This is a genomic window from Ruegeria halocynthiae (assembly GCF_000743705.1).
GTDB classification, from domain to species: Bacteria; Pseudomonadota; Alphaproteobacteria; order Rhodobacterales; family Rhodobacteraceae; genus Ruegeria; species Ruegeria halocynthiae_B.
Genome location: NZ_JQEZ01000001.1, coordinates 1,148,236 through 1,168,064 on the forward strand (window position 1 = coordinate 1,148,236; position 19,829 = coordinate 1,168,064).

A 19,829-nucleotide genomic window follows, 5' to 3' on the forward strand; every position below is an offset into this window, starting at 1 on the left:
ATCGGCGTGTTATACAAACATGATGGCGAAACATGGGGATGGAGCCCCGACAAACGCCGCCAATATCGCCAAACGCACTGCAAACCGGTGGTGGACAAACTTTTGCGACGGATGGAGGAGATCCAGACGACAATTTCTACTGGTTCACGTCTGAACACTGCGATCAACTATGTTCTCAAACGTCGAGAAAGCTTGACCCGTTTTCTTGAAGACGGCCGCGCCGAACTGGACACCAACGCAGTCGAACGGCAGTTCAAGTCAGTGCAGATGCTGAGAAAGAACGTCTACTTCATGGGGAGCGATGAAGGTGGAGAAACCTGGGCGATATTTTCCTCACTGATCGAGACTTGTAAACTGAACGGATATGATCCCTACAGATACCTCGTTTGGCTGTTTGATGAGTTGTCGGTGTTATTCGCTCGTGGGGCATCACCGGTAATCGATTACCGAAAATACTTGCCCTGGAATGCCCCGGAGCAGTGTAAGGCTGGCATGAAGCAGGAAGACGAAGATGTGCCGCAGGCTGCTTAACGGTCAGGGCGGATTCCGGTCATTCGCTGCATGGGCCCACGGCTTTTATCCTTGTAGCAAAGCAGACATTCAGAACTGATCAGATGGTGGAACTCACGCGGCTAGACTTGCCGAACCTTGAGCAATGCGCTGGCTATTCCAAACCCCCTTTGACGCACTCCGTGAGCGCCACTTTTGAATTCATAATCCATCGCCACCATCCACCAAGAACCGCAACCCTACTATTGTTAGATTTTCGATAACGGTCACCCAATCATATTCATCCAGCGGATCAACATTGGTGCCAAGCAAATCAGCAGCAATACAGGCATCATGCACAGGGCCATCACCGCAGACATTTGCACCGGAAGACGGTTGGCTTTCTCTTGCGCACGAAGTTCGCGGTCCAGGCGCATATCGGTTGCAAACCTGCGCAGAGATGCCGAAATGCTGGTGCCGTATTGATTAGACTGCAGGAACGCGTTTGCAAATGAATTCACCTCATCAATGCCGACACGATCCGCCATATCCCAAAAGGCGGCCTGCCGCTCTTTGCCAGCTTGCAGTTCCAATTGAAGAATTGTGAATTCTTGCGAAATTTCTGGCGCGGCGTGGGACATCTCGTGCGAGACCCGGACCATAGCCGCATCAAAGCCCAACCCGGCTTCAATCGCCACTTGCAGCAGGTCGAGCGCATTCGGAAGGCTGTGTTCAATGGCTTGACGGCGTTTCTTGATGCGAATTCGCAACCAGAGAGCCGGACCATAGAACCCAGCCACCATCAACGCGGTCACGATCTGCAACGCGTTCACCCATGTGATGCCCTGCAAGAGGTTGGCGATGTGGAGTTGAACCTGAGTTTCAATTGGCAGCGCCATGGCCACAACGAAAACTGCCGGCAATACGAACCCCAAGACCACGCGGAACAAATAGAAGGTCTGGATGGCGTGCTTACGCTGAATACCAGCCTGTTTCAAAAGCTTGCCGATTCTGGACCGCTCACGTTTGGACGACGGCACAAAGGCTTTGAGCAGCCCGTGCGGGTCGCTGTTATCCCCTTGAAGCAGGTCAAAATCTGCACCGTGTCCACGCGAAATTGATCCGACACGCATACGACGCGCGGCCGTGTCATCGCTTGTAGCCATGCCGGAAACACCCAGCACCACAAAGAATACGCTTAGGGCAATACCAGCCAGCAAAAGATACTGCATGGGGAGTTGTTGATCGCCGAGAATGTCTTGAATAACGTCCATGTCACTGCTCCTGGTTAGAACTTGAACTTGACGAGCTGTCTCAGGATAAGACCCTGGGCAACCATCAGGCCAATGATCACGTATGCAAAAAAGGGAAACAGCGGATCACTTCGAACATCGCCATAGAACGATGGCGTGGATATCTCGATTGAAAGGCCGATTATAATTGGCAGTATCGTGAGAATGCTGCCGCTCAAACGACCCTCGGCAGAGATGGCTTTGATCTTCTTCTGCATGATTTGACGATCTCTTATGACCTGAGACAGAATGCCCAGAACACGGGCAAGGTTACCGCCGGTTCCGTGCTGAATGCCGATACTAACCGCGAGGTAATTGGCATCCTCGGTCCCGACACGTTTCGCAAAATCCTGAAAAGCCGTCGCGACATCATCGCCATAGTTGATCTGGTCCTGGATTATGCCAAATTCCGAACCGATCGGATCTGGAAGATCCGTTGCCACGTTCCCAACCGTTACGGCCACTGGGTGACCGACTTTCAGGCCACGTGCCATCAGATCCAAAGCATCCGGAAGCTGTTTGGTCAGCTTATTGGATCTGGCTGCCTTCATAGCAATCAGAACCATCAGCGGCAGAACCATGGCCAGAACCCCACTAAGTACCAGCGCAAGTTCCGGAGCGAGGACACGCGATACGGCAACAAATATCACGGCGGCAAGTAAAGCGGCAGCAAAAACGACCCAGATCGGATTGATCGTAAACCCGGCCTGAACAAGCAGACGGCGAAAACGCGCAACCAACCCCGGTCTTTCACCGGCAGCCAGCATTGCCGGATCACGCAATAGTTGCAGCACTGTGTCCGTCGAGGCCCCTTCCTGGATCATTTTCATGCGGCGATTGCGCGTTTCGCCATGGGTTTCCCTACGCAACAAAAGTTGCTGCAGACCCTCGTAAGCCAACAAAATTCCAATGAAAATAGAAATGTATATCAGGATGTTAAGTGTATTTGGCTGTAAGTCGATCATGATGAGGCAGCCCCGCGGATAAACATGTTGGTGTCAACGTCAACGCCAGCAGCAACCAATTGGTCGAAGCATTTGGGACGTATGCCCGTGGGCAGGAACTCTCCCAGGATCTCTCCGCTCTCGGACTTCCCGCGGCGTTTGAATACGAAGATGTCCTGCATGGTGATTGTGTCATCCTCCATGCCGGTCACTTCTGAAATGCTGACAACACGGCGGGTGCCGTCGCTGAGACGCGTAAGTTGAAGTACAATCTGAATGGCCGAAGCGATTTGTGACCGGATGGTTCTGACCGGCAAGTCGGCACCCAGCATTGTGACCATCTGTTCGACCCGGCTCAGCGCATCACGCGCCGAGTTTGCGTGAACGGTCGTCATAGACCCGTCATGTCCTGTATTCATGGCCTGCAGCATATCAAAGCACTCCGACCCGCGAACCTCGCCCACGATTATACGATCGGGACGCATCCTGAGAGCGTTGCGAACCAGCTCACGCTGGGTGATCACCCCTTGCCCTTCCGCATTGGGGGGACGGGTTTCCAGTCGTACCACGTGGCTTTGCTGAAGCTGAAGTTCGGCAGCGTCCTCAATTGTAACTATGCGCTGCTTACCGTCGATAAACGATGAAACTGCGTTCAGCATGGTCGTTTTACCGGTGCCGGTGCCGCCCGAAATCAGGATGTTCAACCTTGCCTCAACCAGCGCTGCAAGAAGCTTCGCCGCCTGGTCATTCATGCTGTCCTGATGAACCAGCTTATCGATTGTCAGCGGGTTTCGGGAAAACTTGCGGATCGACAAGGCTGGTCCGTCGACTGAACACGGCCGGATAATCGCGTTGACGCGGCTGCCATCCTCTAGGCGTGCGTCGACCCAAGGTTGCGACTCGTCGATGCGGCGCCCAACATTGCTGACAATCTTGTCAATTATCCGTAGCAGATGACGCTCGTCGCGAAACCGCACGGTGGATTCTTCCAGAAGGCCAAAGCGTTCAACGTAGACTTTGTCATATGAATTCACGAGAATATCGTTGATGGTCGGGTCTTCCAAAAGCGGCTCCAACGGCCCCAGCCCCATGACCTCATGAATAAGTTCATCAATCAGTGCTGTAAAATCCTCCGATCGCATATGCAGGTTTTCAGCCTCGACCATACCGGTCACGAGAGACGCGATCTGGCGCTTCAGTTCCGATCGTTCGACCTTGTCGATGACGGACAGGTTTAGCCGGTCAAGAAGTTCGCTGTGCAAGCGGCTTTTGAGTTCCAGATGCGCTTGCAGGTCAGTGTCTATCGGGTCAGGATTCACCTTGGCTTTGACTGACGTTTCGACGGGCCGTTCCAATGTCAGGACATTCGATGTTGAAGCCGCCTTGCGTGATCTGAATTCGTTGAACACGGTGATCTCCTCTTATGTATTCTTTGTTGCCACGGTCTGAACGTCAGCCGTCACAGCGGTAGCCAGTTTTGTCAGGGCCTTCCCCAGGTCAGATTGCGGCTTCATCTCGACAACCGGCCGTCCCAGATCCACGGAATTGCGGGCGACTTTCGGATTGTCCGGCAGCCAATGCTTCAGCTTTGTCTCCAAAACTTTCTCGGCCTCACGGACATGCGATGGCCGGACCAGCTTATTCCGCTCGCGGTTCACGACGATCTCTACCGGCAGGGCCATATTGGCCTCGCGAAAAAAGTCGATCAAACGCCGCGCCTGGCGCACGCAAGGCACCGTGGTGTCTGTGACAAGGGCAAGCTGGGTCGCCCGTTTGAAAATGGGTTCAACCCACTCAACGATGGCACAGGGAAGATCGACCACGATGTAATCATAACGCCGTTGCAGAAGGTCGAGAAGGCCCTCAACCAGGTCGGGCCGCATCGACTGCAGCGGCACCATCGGCGCCGGTGCGCACAATACATCTACGCCAAGTGTATGCTGCTGGAGGATCGAGGACAAAAAGTGATCATCAGGTTTTTCGTCGCTTTCAATGAGCTGGAGAAACCCTCCGTTGTCTTCAAGGTCCAGAAAGACATTCGAGTTTCCAAACTGCAGATCGAAATCCAATAGCGCGACCCGGCTTTTTGCAGATTTACGAAAGAAAGTCCCCTTTCCGCCTACAAGTGCGCACGCAAGGTTCGCCGCAACGGTCGATGCACCAACCCCGCCGCGAGATTTCGCAACCGGTATTACTTTGCCCAAAGCGGATGCGCCGCCCAAGACCAATGGCTGCGCCAGCGTGCGTGCATTGATTTTCTCGCTAAGAGCAGCTTTCAGCTCCTCGCCATCGATTGACAGGGGCAATACGTCGTCGACGCCGATCCGCCGCAACTCGCGTGCCTTGGTGATCGACAGGTCATTCTGCGTCAGTGCAATAAACAAGGTATCGTCATCACGGCGCGCTAACACGTCTTCGATGGCCTGCACCTCATCCGCATCGACCGGGTCGATCTCAAAGATCACCACGTCATGGTCGGACGCAAGCTGAATGGCCGCACCGTTCAAGGCCTGAAACGACGTCGCGTTGGAGGTGACTTTGTTATCCTCGTCTGCCGGAAAGACATCCGCTACAACCCGGGCGATGACATCGCTTTCAGAAACAAGCATCACAGAATGTGACTTTAGATTTGAAACGCTATTTTCCATTATCCTGACTCTCCTTGTGCAAGGTCTTCAGCAGGCAGCGAAACGCTGAAATTGGAGTAACCGGCTGTTGATGAAAGTGTGCTGTTCGTGGCCCCCGCAGCGTTTGCCAATGCGGCCAGCGGTGACACGAACTGAAAATCATCCAGGTTCAGATTGACCGTGACCATTGGTGTGTACGGGCCGCCCAGGAAACCCAGATTGGGGTTGAAGTCATAGTGAAACTCCAAGTCATCAATTGAGGCGCTCGGCGGCAGAAGCGGGCTGATACGGCCCCAGATTTCCGACGCGGTTACATTGGTAGCGTCACCAACGCAGGAGGCGTAGTTCGGATCTTCACATACTCCAACCGAGACACTGCAAGCTGTGCCAAAACGAGGTGACAACGGGGACGTTCCGCGTTGATGTTGCGTTGGGAGCGGTGGGCTGTAATTGCAAGCGGGTGGCCGAACAATGGCTATACGCGCTGCCATTTGCGCAGCTTTCTGGGCGTTTACACTGCTGTAAGACAGGCGCCCGAAATCCAACAATGACAAGAACAAGAAGAAAAACAGAGAAACAACCACTGCGAATTCGACAAGAACACCACCGCTCTGATCATCAAGGAAACTCTGCCCTTTACCGCGGAAATACGCGTGGATATGTACCAGGCGGATCACTGTCCGAAGATCCGTGTTGTATCAGAGACGTCCGTCGTCACCGATGATAAGCCGCTGCCAAAAAGCGACAACAGGCCCCCCATCGGAAATTGGATCGTGATATTTGCGCTGACTGTCCCAACCGGGGCCGGGCTCACCCTATAGGTTCCGGAGACGCAGGACAGGCTGGGAGTCACCGAATTGACTGTAATGCTCGGCGGAAACAAGCCGTTGTCATCCTTGTCGTCCTCGACGATCCCCTTCAGGGTTGTAGTAAGTCCCGCGACGGAACCACCAGAAGAACAGATATCCGCCGGCGTGACACGAGACAGATAACGGCTGGCATCCCGGACACCTGCGATGACAGACTGGTATGACCACATCAGACGCGCCGATTCCAACGTGACGGCCAAGAGCAGCAGCATGACAGGCAGAACGAGGCCGAATTCCACGAGGATCGCACCATCATCCTTCTGTGCGAAGCGTTTGAACGGGGCCGTCAGGCGTTTTTTCATGATCCTTCGCCCCCTTACCGATACAGTTGCACGAGATCGCGAAAGATACCGCCAAACCCGTTGCCACCGTTGCCGGTTCCAGTGACATCCGGAAAGCCTACGACCTCACCATGGATGTCAAAGCTGGGTGGCGATCCACCATCGTCACCCACTGGTTCGGTCAGGAAAACGGCTACAAATTTTGTAACGGGCACGCCAGTGGTCGAACCTGAAACCGGGTTCTGCGCACAATCGATGCCAGCCGCAGTCACAACACGCCGTGCCGGGTCATCTGACATTTTGCTCGAGCACATCGGACGGCCGGTTTCGGCGAGCAAAGGATTCAGGATTGCGTTCGCATTTGGCGCCGAATGCGGATTGGAGTTTCCGTAAGCGATTTCTCTCAGGTACATCCCGTACCGCGTACCAGCAAAGACACTATCCGATCCGCTCAGTGCAGGCAGGTGAGAGTCGCCGCCAGTTCCGTCTGCGACCCCGTCAGCAAGATCATGATTTTGATTGAGATATCCAGCGCGGTCCCAAACGCCGTCTCCGAACCGGTTGCTCACGCCGCAGGTACCCGCGGCCATGCAAGTGTCGCGACCAAGGGCGGTTGTGTCTGGAGTGATCTCTTCATTGCCTTGAATGCACGAACCACCACCTTTTTTCTGAATTCCCTTGATGACATTCGGAGCAGGCGCAAAGTCGACGTTGTTTTTCTCACCGTTGAGCACGCTGCGATAGATATCAAATCGAACGTTGAACGCCGCGTTGGTGATACCGACCTTCTGCCCGGGTTCTGTAGTCAGGCCATTGGTCAGGACGCATTGTGTGATTTGATTTTGCGCCGCGATCAGGCAGGCCAACTTGTTGCCGCCTTCATCCGCACAGACACCCGACGTGTCTTCAAATGAATCCAGATCAATAAAGCCGAAGTTTCCAGGTCCCCAGGCCGTATTGTTCCCACCACTGCGCAACAAAATCTGATCACCCACTGTCAGCGTAGATTCCCAGTTCGGAGGCAGGCAAAACATCAGGGGCGAAATATCGCAGGCCGCTTGCGAGTATCCGGCCACTGCCTCAGCTGAGACGCTGGCCGTTGAAATGCCGTTTCCACCAAGCAACTTGTCCAGAGCGGATGCAAGGTTCATGCTCAGCGCCTTCGGTGTCAAAGCTACCTGTGCAAATTTGGCAGTCCGTGGGTCTGTAGTAGTGTCCGCACCAAGCGGCGCTACATCCGAAACCGGTAGAGCAGAATGGAAGGTAAGCGTATAGTCTGACGCACCGGATAGGGCTGCTGGTCCAGTGGCAAAAGTCTGGCTATCGCTGATCAGGTTAGCGGCAGCATTTTTTGCGCGGGTTATTGCGTCGGGTTGCCCATCCAGTTCGCCCGCGGCCGCCAAAGCCACGTTATCCGCAAAGGACTGCAGTTCTGCATGGGTCGCGTTTAACCGGCCAACATCCAGGGTGATCGCAAAGAAGCCAAGAAACGCAACCAGTGCTGTGCCCCAAAGGATCGCAACAGTTCCGTCTTCGTCCTTGGCCATGGGTGATATGATCGCTTTCAGCGGCATGGTTCTGCCTCACTGTCCAGAGTTTTGGCTGACTTCGATTTCGCGGATTTTGGGTCTTACCCCAGGCACTGCGTCTGCAGGCGAATCTTTTGCATCCGTCTGATTGTCGGGCACCGTCTCAGAAACCGGGTCGGCGGCGGCCGCACCTTCGGCGTCCCGAGGGGTTCTCTGGATCGTTACCACTTCGGATTCAGTGCCCCGGTTCACCCTGACAGTGGGTTGAACTTCAGCTTTTTCCGCAGGGCCTTCTTCTTGTAACAGATCACGCAGGCGCACCATTTCCATTGGCGCGTCTTCGACCCCGTCCAACGTCCTGAGGGTCAGGCTCAACGTTCCGGCCTTTTGGGCCAAAGCAAGACGCTGGCCTTGTTGTGGCGTCACTTCTACGGTGATCGTGCGGGCGACTTCGGGTTGATCGCTTAGTTCTTCAGACTGTTGATCTACACCAATCACACGGATGTTCTGAAGTATCGTCACAGCACGCAACTCCATTCTCGCGCCCTGTGTCAAAACAATATCCACCCAGTCACCGGGAGTAACAAACCCACCCACCGCAGTGACCGCGTCAACTTTTATCGACATAGCACGCGTGTTTTCACCAAGTTTCTGGACCAGAGTGACCTTTTCACCAAAATTCGAAACCTTCGATAACAGCATCACTTCGCCAGGGTAAAACCGACCCTTGGCGCGGCGCAGCTGCCGTCTGCTTTCGGGAACAAGCACGTCTATGTCCGTAAACACACCGGCAGGCAGCGCGTCGCGGGGCCACGAATGAACAGCGACGTCGTGTTTTTCAATCGTCTGACCAAATGCGATTTCCGACCGGGCGACGTAAATTTCTACCAGATCGGCATTTGATGACGGTCCAGTGGCGGTTGTTTTAAACTGAATGTGATCTTTCGCCAGGTACACGGAACCGGAGGCAATCGCGATCCCGAAGAGCGTGGTGATAAATGGTCTGATACGCATCTCTGTCTCCAAAAGTTACGCTCAAAAAATTCGAAACATCTGTAGTTGTCGGCTTTCGAAAATCCCGGCGGTAAATTCTGCGCCTCTGCAAAAACGCTAGGCGCAGAATTATGTCGTTTTGTGCGAACGCAAGCTCGCCAGCTGTCAGCAGGTAGCGCTGCCCAGGGCGGTGCAGGCGGCAGTCACGTTGTTGTTGGTTTCCGTGCCAAGATACGTGAAAGCACCAACCGCAATCGAAGCGACGACCAAAAGGGCGAGGCCATATTCAACAATTGCCGCACCGCTTTCTTCTTTTACAAACTTGTTCATGAATTTAGTCATGTTTCCCCCGAAAGGTTAAATTGAGATCGACGTTGCGCAGTATTGCAACGCAAGCCAGGCATTCGTGCAGTAGCTCTCCAATTACGGTAATTGCGCTAAAGCCTCGTTCCTTCCGTCAAGAATGGTAATTTTACTACTTTATGGCGTTTTTGCGAAGTATAGCTCCGCCATTAGGAGAAGATTTTTAACCACAGATTAACGGGCCATTCACAAACAAACGAATCATCGATTCCGGAAACAATTGGCTAGAATTTGGAGAAAATGTGGAGGAAACATGAGGAGATTTCGGCGCAAGAAAATCACAAATCGGAAGAAGGAAATTCAAATTTCTTCCGAAATTCAAAAATTTTACTGTTTAAAAACATTGAATTGAAAGATGCTTCTCGCAAAAGTTTCAAACGTGCACCTATAGCGGCGCCACAAAACCAGTTGTCGGTCGAACCTAAGTAGAACAAGTTTGAATGGACGGTGGGGGCCGTGTCGGAAGCCTGACTGAGCTGGCTTTTTGTTAGATGGATTGTAAAAGTAATGAGTAACAGTTTTTCGAAAAGCGTTTGCGCGCAGGACAGTTTGAATTTTGTAATGGAGTGGGCACAAGCCTTGAATGGCAGAAAGTCCATTTCAGACGTTCTGAATCAATTAATGCGGTTGGCAAGTGCAGATGCCGCACTAATTTCACGATTACCGGTACCAAGCGGAAAAATTAAATACGTTGCACGTCACTGCATTCAAGAAGGGAAAATATGGCCTTATCAACCACAAGCACAGGCAGAGTTGATTTTGGGCGCGTGTTTAAAAACAGCGAAAACTGGATCGATATGGAAATTATCAGATCTGACGGACGCTGAAGGCATACCGTCGCTTTTGTGTCGAGATAAGATCCCAAGTGGGTTGGGTGAAGCCATTGTGGTTCCACTTGAGGTATCGGCGGGCCACTGTGATCATCTGGAGTTACACTACCAGCACCGGCCTGCGCGTCATAACTTGGATCTGGTGACAGTTTTGGCGTCAACACTTGCATCTGGTTGGGGACATCGCCCCCCGGGCTCAATCTCGGCAAAACTCAATCAATTCCGAGGCCACGGCGTCAGGGCAATCGGGGACGCCGAACTCACACCCATTCTGGATCCTGAAAATCCAGCGGCGCTCAGTCGGAGCGAATTTCGGGTTTGCGCAATGATGAAAGAAGGAATGACAGTCAAAGTGATTTCAAGCACCCTTTCGGTCTGTCCTGCCACAGTTCGCTCGCACCTGAGCTCGATTTTTTCCAAGACGGGTGCATCCAATCAGGTCGAACTGCTGCACCTGTTGAACCGAAAGGCGGATAGCACCAACAATACCAGGACCTTTGGGGCCGCGCGCTTTGGCTGATTTTGCTTGATGCTTTGATGCGGCAATACAAATCGACAGTGATGGCTACGCACTTATTGTCTACGTATCGGCAACAACATTAACAGAACGTGAATAGTGTATTCTTTCAGTGTTCAACCTCTATCAGGCATACTCTTTTACTCGGGCCAAACGCGAAACTATATGCTTGGTCCTTTGTTAGGGGAAAAGCTGATGAAGTCTGCCACTGAAGTTGCTGCTGTGAATCAAGTCCTCCAAGGCATGAGATCTACTGGTTCCACCGTGCGAATAGAGCTCTCAAACACCGCGAAGTCGAACACAGGTCGATTCCCTCCTATCGAAAGTGCTTTGATGGACATTATTAACAACAAGCGTCTTGATGGGGCGAAGAAGACCGCCTGATCTCCTGTCACGACATCTTCAGTTTTACCGGGACACGTCCTACCCGGAAAAACTTAAAAGCAGAGGCCCGCTCCTGCCGGAGCGGGTTTTTTGATTGGTAAGGTAGGATATCGGTGCCTCGAACTCTGCAAGTTGCCAAACTGTGGGCGGCCAGCAAGAACCACTTTGGTTGTCGCGTTCGTGCTGGACACAACCTTCTAACCGCCGCTCGCGGCAAAGAATTGGGAAAAAGAAGTCGCCCAAAGCAGCGGCAGCTGCCTCTGCGACTTCGTCACCCCGCTTGTTGGCGCAGGGATTAACCGTTGTTTGCCAACTCTTCTTCTGGTTTCTCGTCAGAGGTTTCGTCTTCTGCCACCGGATCGGTGCTAACGTCGTCATCGTATTCTTCATCCGGAACACCAAGCGCGCTTTTGACCGCTTTGTCATCCGGATTTGAGGCCCGTACGGCGTCGAGGACGTGATCTTGCTGTTGCATTGCCATGGTGTCGTCGTCAGAAAAATCGCCCTTGTAATGGCCCAGGAGGCTGTCCTCTGCTTCATGCACGGCCTCTGCAGAAGCCTGTTGATCCTCAGTTGGACGATCAATCGGGTTCCCAGCGTCATCGGTGGTTATGTCGTGTGCATCTTTAACATCCTGTGCGTCATCCAAGACATCAGGATTAGTTGTTCCTGGATTCGCTGCTTCGTCAGCCAGGACATCCTCGGCCTCTTGCAGGGACATGGGGGCATCGTCCAAATACCCAAATGCCGCTGAGATTTCTCTTATATCCTCAGGGCTGTATGGATTGTCTTCCCCCATGGCGTGATTGAATTTAGCGTCCGCTACGGCGAGACCGGCGGCAAGACTGACTGGCCCGGTACCCTTCGTAAACTGACCATTGGCAATATGCGCAAGCTTTGCATTGACGCTGGAGTTGATAGCACCATTCAGCTTGCCAAGGTTGCGCGGTTCAAGCGTACCATCCTCAAGATATTTTGCTTTGCGACTAGCGGGTCTCAGAGATTTCTTGACTGTCGTTCTTTTTGTTTGCGCTTTGGTGCTTAGCGTCTTGTTGCCTTTGAACAAGCTCTTGATGCCGCCTTGTCGCTTGGTGTTGGCTTTGCCTTTGCTCCCGGTCATCAGGCCCTTCAGAGAGAATTTTCCGCCCTTCGAAGATTTCGACTTGGAAGTGCCTGATCCAGAAGTGTTTCGGCCTGACTTTCCAGCAGCTTTACTTGTGTCACCCTTAGACGCGGCAGATCCGCCACCCTTGCTGTGGCCTTTTCCATGGCCGCCACCATCGCCTTGGCTGTTCCCGCCGCCATTTCCGTTTCCGCCACCGTTGCCGCCACCTTTTCCGCCAGAATTGCCGTTTCCATTTCCGCCGCCGTTTCCTTTACCACCGCCGTTTCCCTTGCCTTCCTTTGCGAAGGCAACATCCGGCGTTACGATCGCTCCAACAATCGCTGTGGACCCCAGTAAGGAAATTGCCATAGCGGAAACCTTCATTAGGCTGGTCAAACTGGTTTTCATGACAATCCTCGTTTATTGAATGCAAATCTCGCCTAACAGCGCGTAACGATACGCTCCGAAGACGCTGGGGTTTGTGTCGGAATCAGGAACCAACGCCCAGATTAAAGCCCATTATTGTTGAACCCGCGACTAACTGTCCGTTCACCGCCAGTTCACCTTAAAACCAGTAGATTTTGGGGGTGCATGCGCGATAATGAGTATTGAAGATGAAGAGGCTTCTGATCATCGCTTGTCTGTTCGCCTTTCTCCAGGCTGGAGAGGGGCATGCTGCTGCGCGTGAATTGAAACAGTCTGAATTGCGCAAAGCGACAACATCCGGCAGCGCCATTCGGCTGAAAAGAGTCATCAAAGGTGTGGAAAGGGTCTTTGGCGGGACCCCGGTGGACGCCCGCGCCTTTCAGGCTGACAAGGTCTACTACCGCATTCTGGTCAAAAAACCCGACGGAAGAATTATCAGCGTCATCGTCAATGCTCAAACGGGCGTTGTCGTGCCCAATCGTTCTACTGTTGGACGCCAGATCTCCGACGCGGCTCGATCCACAGCTGGTAACTCTGCCAACGCTAATTCCCAGGCGAAATCCAACAACAGCCAGGCGAACAGCGGAAATGGGAACGGCAACTCCGGTGGGAACGGGAACGGGAACTCTGGCGGGAACGGGAACGGAAACTCCGGCGGGAACGGGAACGGAAACTCCGGCGGGAATGGGAACGGCAACTCTGGCGGGAATGGGAACGGCAACTCCGGCGGGAATGGGAACGGCAACTCCGGCGGGAATGGGAACGGAAACTCCGGCGGGAATGGGAACGGAAACTCCGGCGGGAACGGTGGTGGTAAAAAATAGTGTTTAAACTATTGATCACACACCTGTAGATTCGAGATATGAGAATTTTAGTCGCCGAAGACGAACCGCACCTTTGCGATCAAGTCAAAAAACTGCTGAACGCAGAGGGACGAGTGGTCGACATTGCCAATAATGGCGTTGATGCCCTGCATTTGGGATCAACCGAACCGTATGACATGATCATCCTCGACATCGGCTTGCCGCAGCGCGACGGTATCTCTGTTTTGCGTGAATGGCGGGGAGCCGGCATCAAGACACCGGTCCTGATACTAACGGCCCGCGATGGCTGGAGCGAACGGGTCGATGGGTTGGATGCGGGTGCAGATGACTATATGACCAAGCCGTTCCATTTGCCGGAACTGGCTGCGCGGGTCCGCGCCATTCTGCGTCGTCAAAGCGGACAACTGAACCCTGTAATCGAGATGGGGAATGTCATTCTCGATACACGCTATGGTCGGGTGACCGCCGACGGGGTTCCGGTTGACTTGACCGCACAGGAAATCGCGGTGCTAACCTACCTGGCTCATAACGCGGGTCGTATGGTCCCAAGAACTGAGCTTTCGGAGCATATCTACGAATATGATGGCGATCGGGACTCAAACACCATTGCTGTTTTCATCAATCGCCTACGCAAGAAGTTGGGACCAGACTTGATCACAACGGTTCGGGGTCGTGGATATATGGTCGATTCTGGCTGATGTTATCACTGCGTCAACGGGCTTTGTTTGGAGGGGTCGCATCCGGGGCTTTATCCGTTGGTGTGGGCACGCTGGCTGTTTTCTCTTATATCGATTCCCGCGTTTCAAGTCAGTTCGACGCCGCGCTTCTTGACCGGCACACGCAACTTGTCGTCGGGCTGAGTGTGACAACACAGAACCCCGATGCATTGCGCGATATCATGTTCGATCCGGCCTATAGCACGCCATATTCAGGCCGATACTGGCAAATCTCAAACGCGGACGGAGAGGTTTTCACGTCCGCTTCGCTGTTTGACGAAACCATTGCGGAACCGTCCGGTTCCCCTGAAAACGCCACACTTTGGAACACTTCAGGCCCAGAAGACGAAGTGCTTCGTAGCGTCTACCAAACAATTTCCTACGAAGATGGAACCATTTGGGGCGTCAGCGTTGCCGAAAGCCAGTCCCAACTGATCAATGAACGCAGGGCAGCTCAGCGCAGTTTGCTGCCCGTATTCGGGCTTGTCGGCCTGATTGGTGTTGCGGGTTCTTTGCTGCTTATGACGTTTATACTGGGGCCACTGCAAAAACTGCGAACGGATGTGTCTCACCGATGGGACTTTGATGACGACCTCGACCCGGCGGATTATCCAGAAGAGGTGGCCCCTCTGGTCGAGGACCTCAACCAGCTCTTACGTCGCAATCGGGATATTGTATCCGGCTCTCGCAGGCACGCTGCCGATCTCGCTCATGCTCTGAAAACACCGGCAGCCATTCTGCGAAACGAACTGCAAGGCATGACCGAGAGCGATGTCAGCACTGGAATCGCTCAGGAGGCTTTGGATCGGATTGATGCTCAACTCGGTCGGTCGCTTGCGCGGCTGCGGGCGATAAACACAGCAGAGCTGACGCATTCTCGCACAGATGTTTCAAATTCGGTCAATCGGCTAATACGGCTTTTCTCAACAATGGCCGAAAGAGATGGAAAAACCCTTGAAATCAGCAATGATCCTGAACTCTGGGTCCGCATGGACACTCAGGATTTTGAAGAGGTTCTTGGAAATTTGTTGGACAACGCAGTCAAATGGTGTCGCAGCACCGTAAGACTGACGGCACAACGCCGGGCAGGCAGTATCGAAGTTTGCATCGAAGATGACGGCCCCGGAATTCCAGAAAATGCACGGCCCGAAGCGCTGCGCTCCGGGGGGCGTCTTGATACCTCGTTCAAAGGCAGCGGGCTAGGACTAGCAATTGCAGTTGATTTGCTGAACGCTTACGGTGCCCGGCTTGAATTGGGGAAATCGGACTCCCTGGGTGGATTGAATAGTCGGGTGGTGATCCCGACCAACATAAAACCAACACCGGCGCAAGTGAGTTAATACGATACCCTACCATCCTTGGTCTTGAAAAAGAGCGTTGCCCGAAGTGGTGTTACGCCTCTGCGATCGTCACTTCATTGCAGGTAGCAAGCTTTGGCGCTTTCCAAGTCATTATGACGTCTCTAGGTTTGGCGGAGTAACTAATTATAGGCTGGTACTCGTTTGACGGACCTCAATGATCAGGAATTCGAAAGCGAATTGCGTATCCACGAAGCGTTGGATGTTGCTTCTACAACGCCTATCTTTTCATTTTACACACTCATAGCCTATTCGGTGATAATCACTCAGATTGGTTTCGCAAATCTGACACCACCCGCGATTGCAGCGGTGACGATATTACTGATCATGAATCTGATGGGGTTGAAAAGCTACTACAAGCTACGCAACAAGCCGCGCCCCATATCAATTTCCCCACGTCGGTTGCGCGTGTTTCTAATCACATCGTTAATCCTTGGCACGAGCTGGGGTAGTTTTAATTTTTTCATGTTTCCAACCTTGGAACCACATGAACAAATGTTGCTGTACCTCTTTACATTCATTGGTGGATTTGGCGCGGCCACAACGGTTTCGCTCAGGGTTTCATGGGGGTTTTCTGGCCCGATCATGGGTTTAACGTGGTTGGCAATGCTACTTTGGGGCTCGCTTGATTGGTATATCAACACAGTCACGGTTCTGGGGTCCGTATTCGCAATCACACAGCTTACGCTTCTGACTCGGAAAAGTGCGATCAAAGGCATCAGATTGACGCTGGCTAACACAAAGGCGCTGGACGATCAGCTTAAGGCCGAAAATCAGATGCGTGAACTGGCGCGCATTCCCGAAGAAAACCCAAACCCGGTCTTGCGTGTCACGGAACAGGGTGAATTAACTTATGCAAATAAGGCGAGCGCTCCATTGATCGAAGCACTGCAGCTGAGGGTTGGTGACAGAGTAGGAACGGGATGGCGCAAGCGCGTCGCCAAAGGTTTGAGTGGGGATCAACGGCAAGATTTCGAGTACGAAGCCGGTGGTCAGATCTATACCCTTTTGCTTTGGCCAGTTCCGGAAGGCGGGTACGCGAACATTTACGGCCGGGATATTACCACCCAAAAACATGCGGAAAGAGAACTGCGTGTAGCAAAGAATTCTGCTGAAGCGGCCAAGGAGGAAGCAGAGAAAACTCTCGCCGATCTTAAAAAGACGCAAAACTCACTTATCCATGCCGAGAAAATGGCAAGTCTGGGTCAGTTGACGGCGGGTATTGCTCATGAAATCAAAAATCCGCTGAATTTTGTCAACAACTTCTCCAAGCTTTCAGCAGAGATGATGGACGAACTGATGGCAGTCTTAAAGGCGCCCATCGCAACGCTGGAAGAAGAAGACCGGGAGGATGCCCAAGATCTGATGCAGACGGTCACAGAAAACCTGACAAAAATCGAAGAGCACGGGCGCCGGGCGGACAGCATCGTCAAAAACATGCTGATGCACTCGCATGAGGGGGGGGCAGAAAAGCAGCTAATCGATCTGAACGCGCTGGTTTTGGAGGCGGTGAACCTTGCATACCATGGCGCGCGCGCTGCGAATAAGTCGTTCAATGTGGATCTACAAACCGATTTGTCTGATGATGTCGGTCAGATTGAATGCCTGCCGCAAGAACTGCAGCGGGTGGTCTTGAATATCTGTTCTAATGGCATGTACGAAGCAGCCAAGTATGCGCGCGCATCCGACCGCGAGCCGCAACTGAAAGTAGCGACGCGCGTAAATTCTGGTCGCTATGAAGTACTTATCTCAGACAACGGAGGCGGCATCCCGAATGACATGCGAGAGAAGATTTTTGACCCGTTTTTTACGACCAAACCCACCGGCGAAGGCACCGGGCTGGGCTTGTCGATGAGCTTCGACATCATAAAACAGCACGGTGGGTTATTGACGTTTGACTCCGAGGTAGGTGTTGGCACGACTTTTTGTTTTGAATTGCCCGCTCCAGGCGGTGACGACCTATGCTGACAATCCTGCTTGTGGATGATGAACCTGACGCGGAGGCTCTGTTCCAGCAGAATTTCCGGCGGGAAATCCGCAAAAAGCAATATGATTTTCTGTTTGCCCAATCTGGTGAGGAAGCCCTGAGTAAATTCGTCGAACCGGTTGCGCCCGATGTGCTAGTGTTGCTGTCGGACATTAACATGCCGGGTATGACCGGCCTGGAATTGCTCGATCAGGTCATGGCACGGATGCCGGACCTACCCGTCATTATGGTGACAGCCTATGGCGACAAAAATACTGAAAATGACGCGTTGATCCGCGGGGCACGCAGTCTGGTTTCTAAACCCGTCGACTTCGGGCTCTTGAAAGAGATGCTGTCCAGTATAATCGGCGAGACGGAGCGGTGATGGAAAAAGCGCGTATTCTTGTCGTTGATGATGAGCCTGATGTAGAGGCGCTTGTCACGCAGAAATTTCGGCGTGAAATTCGCAAAGGTCAGATGGAGTTTGTCTTCGCGCAGAACGGACAGGAGGCGCTGGATCATCTTGCGTCGGACCCGGATGTGCTGATGGTCCTGTCGGATATCAACATGCCAAAGATGGACGGGCTTACATTGCTGAGCCGTCTCGGCGAAGATCACCAGGACCTCAAAACGGTTGTCATCTCGGCCTATGGCGATCTTGACAACATCCGCACTGCTATGAACCGCGGCGCTTTTGACTTTCTGACCAAGCCGATTGAATTCGAAGACCTCGAAACAACTATTCAGAAGACGCTGACCCATCTGCGGATGTTCCGACGTCTGCAGCGCGAAAAGGCCGAGGCAGAGCTCGCCCGCGCGACTCTGTCGAGATATTTCTCGCCGAGTGTTGTGCGTTCTCTATCAGAATGTCCCGGCGACGTTCAGAAAGGGGGAGAGCGTTGTGTCGCGACGTTTATGTTCACCGATTTGGCAGGGTTCACTCCCCTGGTCGAAACCCTGGACTCTGAAACCATTGTGGCTCTGTTAAGCGACTATATTGACGGCATAGCAAAGATCGTTTTTGACAATGACGGTACGGTTATGAAAATCAATGGGGACGCCGTGAATGCAGTGTTCGGAGCACCCGTACAACAGCCTGATCACGCAACTCGCGCCGTGCAGACGGCGTTGGAAATTGATGTATTTGCAGAAAAGTTCCGGCAAGACTGGAATGACCGTGGCGTGGATCTGGGGGCCACACGCATCGGCGTAAATACCGGGCAGGCCATTGTCGGAAACTTTGGTGGAAAATCATTTTTTGATTACACAGCCTACGGCGACAGTGTGAATGTCGCGGCACGGCTTGAAGCAGCGAACAAGGATCTTGGCACCCGGATTTGTGTAAGTGGCGCAACGCGCGATCAGATAGAAGATTTTTCCGGACGCCCGGCGGGCGACTTGTTACTGCCTGGGAAATCTACGGCGCTGGCTGCTTTTGAGCCGTTGCCCACTGACCAGAGCGCGCATCCTGCGATTAAAAAGTACTGCGAGGCATATGGAAAGCTGGCCGAAGACGCGGCAGACGCACGTCAGTCTTTTGCGGCCCTTGTTGCGGACCTGCCGAATGATCCGCTTACCCTTCTGCACCTGCAACGCACGCTTTCGGGTGCTCGGAACGTAGAGATTAAGATCAGTCAGAAGTAGCATTAGATGCGGATTAGCTTTTCGACCACTGATCCGCACAATTGGGGTGGTGTGCCGACAACACTAGTTATTTCTTGATTTTCCGCTTCGGCTTTCCAGATTGCAGACGTTGGCGCAAACGTAGCGAAAGCTCCGCACGTCAGCCATCCATTGTGTAGATGATCGTGCGATCGCAGCGAATGTGGGCAGCGGACGCAGCATTGGGCGGTACTGGCTAACGGCTGGTATGGGCCGATTGACACAGGGCAAAGAGTTACAGACATGCCTAGCCGGGGTGAGATTAACGATGTCAAAGAGCGGCGCATGAGCGCTTACTCAATAGTCATAAACTGGTTGGAAAACATTGAAAGTGGCGTTTCGGGCCCCCTATACAACGCTTACCGCCTATCTCGGTGCGTTCAGGATGCTGCTCTTTGCTGTGTGGCGTAGCACCGCTGTAGCACCAGTCGCTAAGGCTCCAAACGCAGAAAGCGCCCCATGGGGCGTTAGTGCGTTGTATTAGTGTGGTTAAGTTTGGTTGCGGGAGTAGGATTTGAACCTACGACCTTCAGGTTATGAGATAGCTTACGCCCACTTGCACCAACTACGCTCGAAAACTCTGTACTACCCTATCTTATTGGAAACGTTGTTTTATTATTGACGACCGCGCCACTCAATTCCTACCTCTTACGC

Annotated in this window: 18 protein-coding genes; 8 read left to right on the forward strand and 10 right to left on the reverse strand. The window is 53.0% G+C overall.

The annotated features are described in order from the left end of the window. Positions 1 to 6 precede the first annotated feature (6 nt). Positions 7 to 531, forward strand: a complete 525-nt coding sequence (locus tag JT51_RS21405) for an IS66 family transposase (RefSeq protein WP_160175162.1) — start codon at positions 7 to 9, stop codon at positions 529 to 531. Between the two features lie 245 nt (positions 532 to 776). On the opposite strand, the gene JT51_RS05595 is transcribed toward JT51_RS21405, so the two are convergent. The 9 genes from JT51_RS05595 to JT51_RS21410 form a co-directional block, all read right to left on the reverse strand. Further along, positions 777 to 1,763, reverse strand: coding sequence for a type II secretion system F family protein (locus JT51_RS05595; RefSeq protein ID WP_037308812.1), 987 nt, complete (start codon positions 1,761 to 1,763; stop codon positions 777 to 779). A 14-nt stretch (positions 1,764 to 1,777) separates the two neighbouring features. Beyond that, entirely contained in the window at positions 1,778 to 2,746 is a 969-nt protein-coding gene (locus JT51_RS05600; RefSeq protein WP_051927408.1) for a type II secretion system F family protein, read from the reverse strand. Beyond that, on the reverse strand, positions 2,743 to 4,134 hold the full coding sequence (locus JT51_RS05605; RefSeq protein WP_081894598.1) for a CpaF family protein: 1,392 nt from the start codon (positions 4,132 to 4,134) through the stop codon (positions 2,743 to 2,745). Before JT51_RS05605 ends, JT51_RS05600 begins: the two co-directional genes overlap by 4 nt. Before the next feature lie 12 nt (positions 4,135 to 4,146). After that, positions 4,147 to 5,373, reverse strand: coding sequence for an AAA family ATPase (locus JT51_RS05610; protein ID WP_081894599.1), 1,227 nt, complete (start codon positions 5,371 to 5,373; stop codon positions 4,147 to 4,149). Further along, on the reverse strand, positions 5,373 to 6,029 hold the full coding sequence (locus JT51_RS05615; protein ID WP_051927409.1) for a TadE/TadG family type IV pilus assembly protein: 657 nt from the start codon (positions 6,027 to 6,029) through the stop codon (positions 5,373 to 5,375). The genes JT51_RS05610 and JT51_RS05615 overlap by 1 nt, the downstream gene beginning before the upstream one ends. After that, positions 6,026 to 6,523, reverse strand: a complete 498-nt coding sequence (locus JT51_RS05620; protein WP_051927410.1) for a TadE/TadG family type IV pilus assembly protein — start codon at positions 6,521 to 6,523, stop codon at positions 6,026 to 6,028. Before JT51_RS05620 ends, JT51_RS05615 begins: the two co-directional genes overlap by 4 nt. 14 nt (positions 6,524 to 6,537) lie before the next feature. Then, the gene (locus JT51_RS05625) at positions 6,538 to 8,076 is read right to left on the reverse strand and encodes a pilus assembly protein TadG-related protein (RefSeq protein WP_037308818.1); all 1,539 of its coding nucleotides are present in this window, start codon (positions 8,074 to 8,076) and stop codon (positions 6,538 to 6,540) included. 9 nt (positions 8,077 to 8,085) lie between these two features. Then, the gene (cpaB, locus tag JT51_RS05630; protein WP_081894600.1) at positions 8,086 to 9,045 is read right to left on the reverse strand and encodes a Flp pilus assembly protein CpaB; all 960 of its coding nucleotides are present in this window, start codon (positions 9,043 to 9,045) and stop codon (positions 8,086 to 8,088) included. 144 nt (positions 9,046 to 9,189) lie between these two features. Continuing rightward, positions 9,190 to 9,354, reverse strand: coding sequence for a Flp family type IVb pilin (locus JT51_RS21410; RefSeq protein WP_235216115.1), 165 nt, complete (start codon positions 9,352 to 9,354; stop codon positions 9,190 to 9,192). Positions 9,355 to 9,894: 540 nt separating this feature from the next. On the opposite strand from JT51_RS21410, the gene JT51_RS21415 reads away from it, so the two are divergent. Continuing rightward, positions 9,895 to 10,737 carry a helix-turn-helix transcriptional regulator gene (locus tag JT51_RS21415; protein ID WP_081894602.1) on the forward strand — a complete coding sequence of 281 codons (843 nt, stop codon included), beginning with the start codon at positions 9,895 to 9,897 and terminating at the stop codon, positions 10,735 to 10,737. A 676-nt stretch (positions 10,738 to 11,413) separates the two neighbouring features. Here the strand turns inward: JT51_RS21415 and JT51_RS22065 are convergent. Continuing rightward, a complete protein-coding gene (locus JT51_RS22065) occupies positions 11,414 to 12,631 on the reverse strand; it encodes a hypothetical protein (protein WP_081894603.1) in 1,218 nt (405 codons plus the stop codon). 206 nt (positions 12,632 to 12,837) lie between these two features. Between JT51_RS22065 and JT51_RS22070 the strand changes: the two genes are divergently transcribed. The 6 genes from JT51_RS22070 (at position 12,838) to JT51_RS05685 (ending at position 19,157) form a co-directional block, all read left to right on the forward strand. Then, positions 12,838 to 13,473 (forward strand): PepSY domain-containing protein, encoded by a 636-nt coding sequence (locus JT51_RS22070; protein ID WP_200876063.1) that lies wholly within the window; start codon positions 12,838 to 12,840, stop codon positions 13,471 to 13,473. 38 nt (positions 13,474 to 13,511) lie between these two features. Continuing rightward, positions 13,512 to 14,171: a response regulator transcription factor gene (locus JT51_RS05665; RefSeq protein ID WP_037308834.1), complete on the forward strand. Its 660-nt coding sequence runs from the start codon at positions 13,512 to 13,514 to the stop codon at positions 14,169 to 14,171. Next, a complete protein-coding gene (locus JT51_RS05670; RefSeq protein ID WP_037308837.1) occupies positions 14,171 to 15,529 on the forward strand; it encodes an ATP-binding protein in 1,359 nt (452 codons plus the stop codon). Before JT51_RS05665 ends, JT51_RS05670 begins: the two co-directional genes overlap by 1 nt. Positions 15,530 to 15,691: 162 nt before the next feature. Continuing rightward, positions 15,692 to 17,515 carry a sensor histidine kinase gene (locus tag JT51_RS21155; protein ID WP_051927411.1) on the forward strand — a complete coding sequence of 608 codons (1,824 nt, stop codon included), beginning with the start codon at positions 15,692 to 15,694 and terminating at the stop codon, positions 17,513 to 17,515. Continuing rightward, the gene (locus tag JT51_RS05680; RefSeq protein WP_037308840.1) at positions 17,509 to 17,898 is read left to right on the forward strand and encodes a response regulator; all 390 of its coding nucleotides are present in this window, start codon (positions 17,509 to 17,511) and stop codon (positions 17,896 to 17,898) included. The genes JT51_RS21155 and JT51_RS05680 overlap by 7 nt, the downstream gene beginning before the upstream one ends. Next, positions 17,898 to 19,157: an adenylate/guanylate cyclase domain-containing protein gene (locus tag JT51_RS05685; RefSeq protein ID WP_037308843.1), complete on the forward strand. Its 1,260-nt coding sequence runs from the start codon at positions 17,898 to 17,900 to the stop codon at positions 19,155 to 19,157. Before JT51_RS05680 ends, JT51_RS05685 begins: the two co-directional genes overlap by 1 nt. Positions 19,158 to 19,829: the final 672 nt, after the last annotated feature.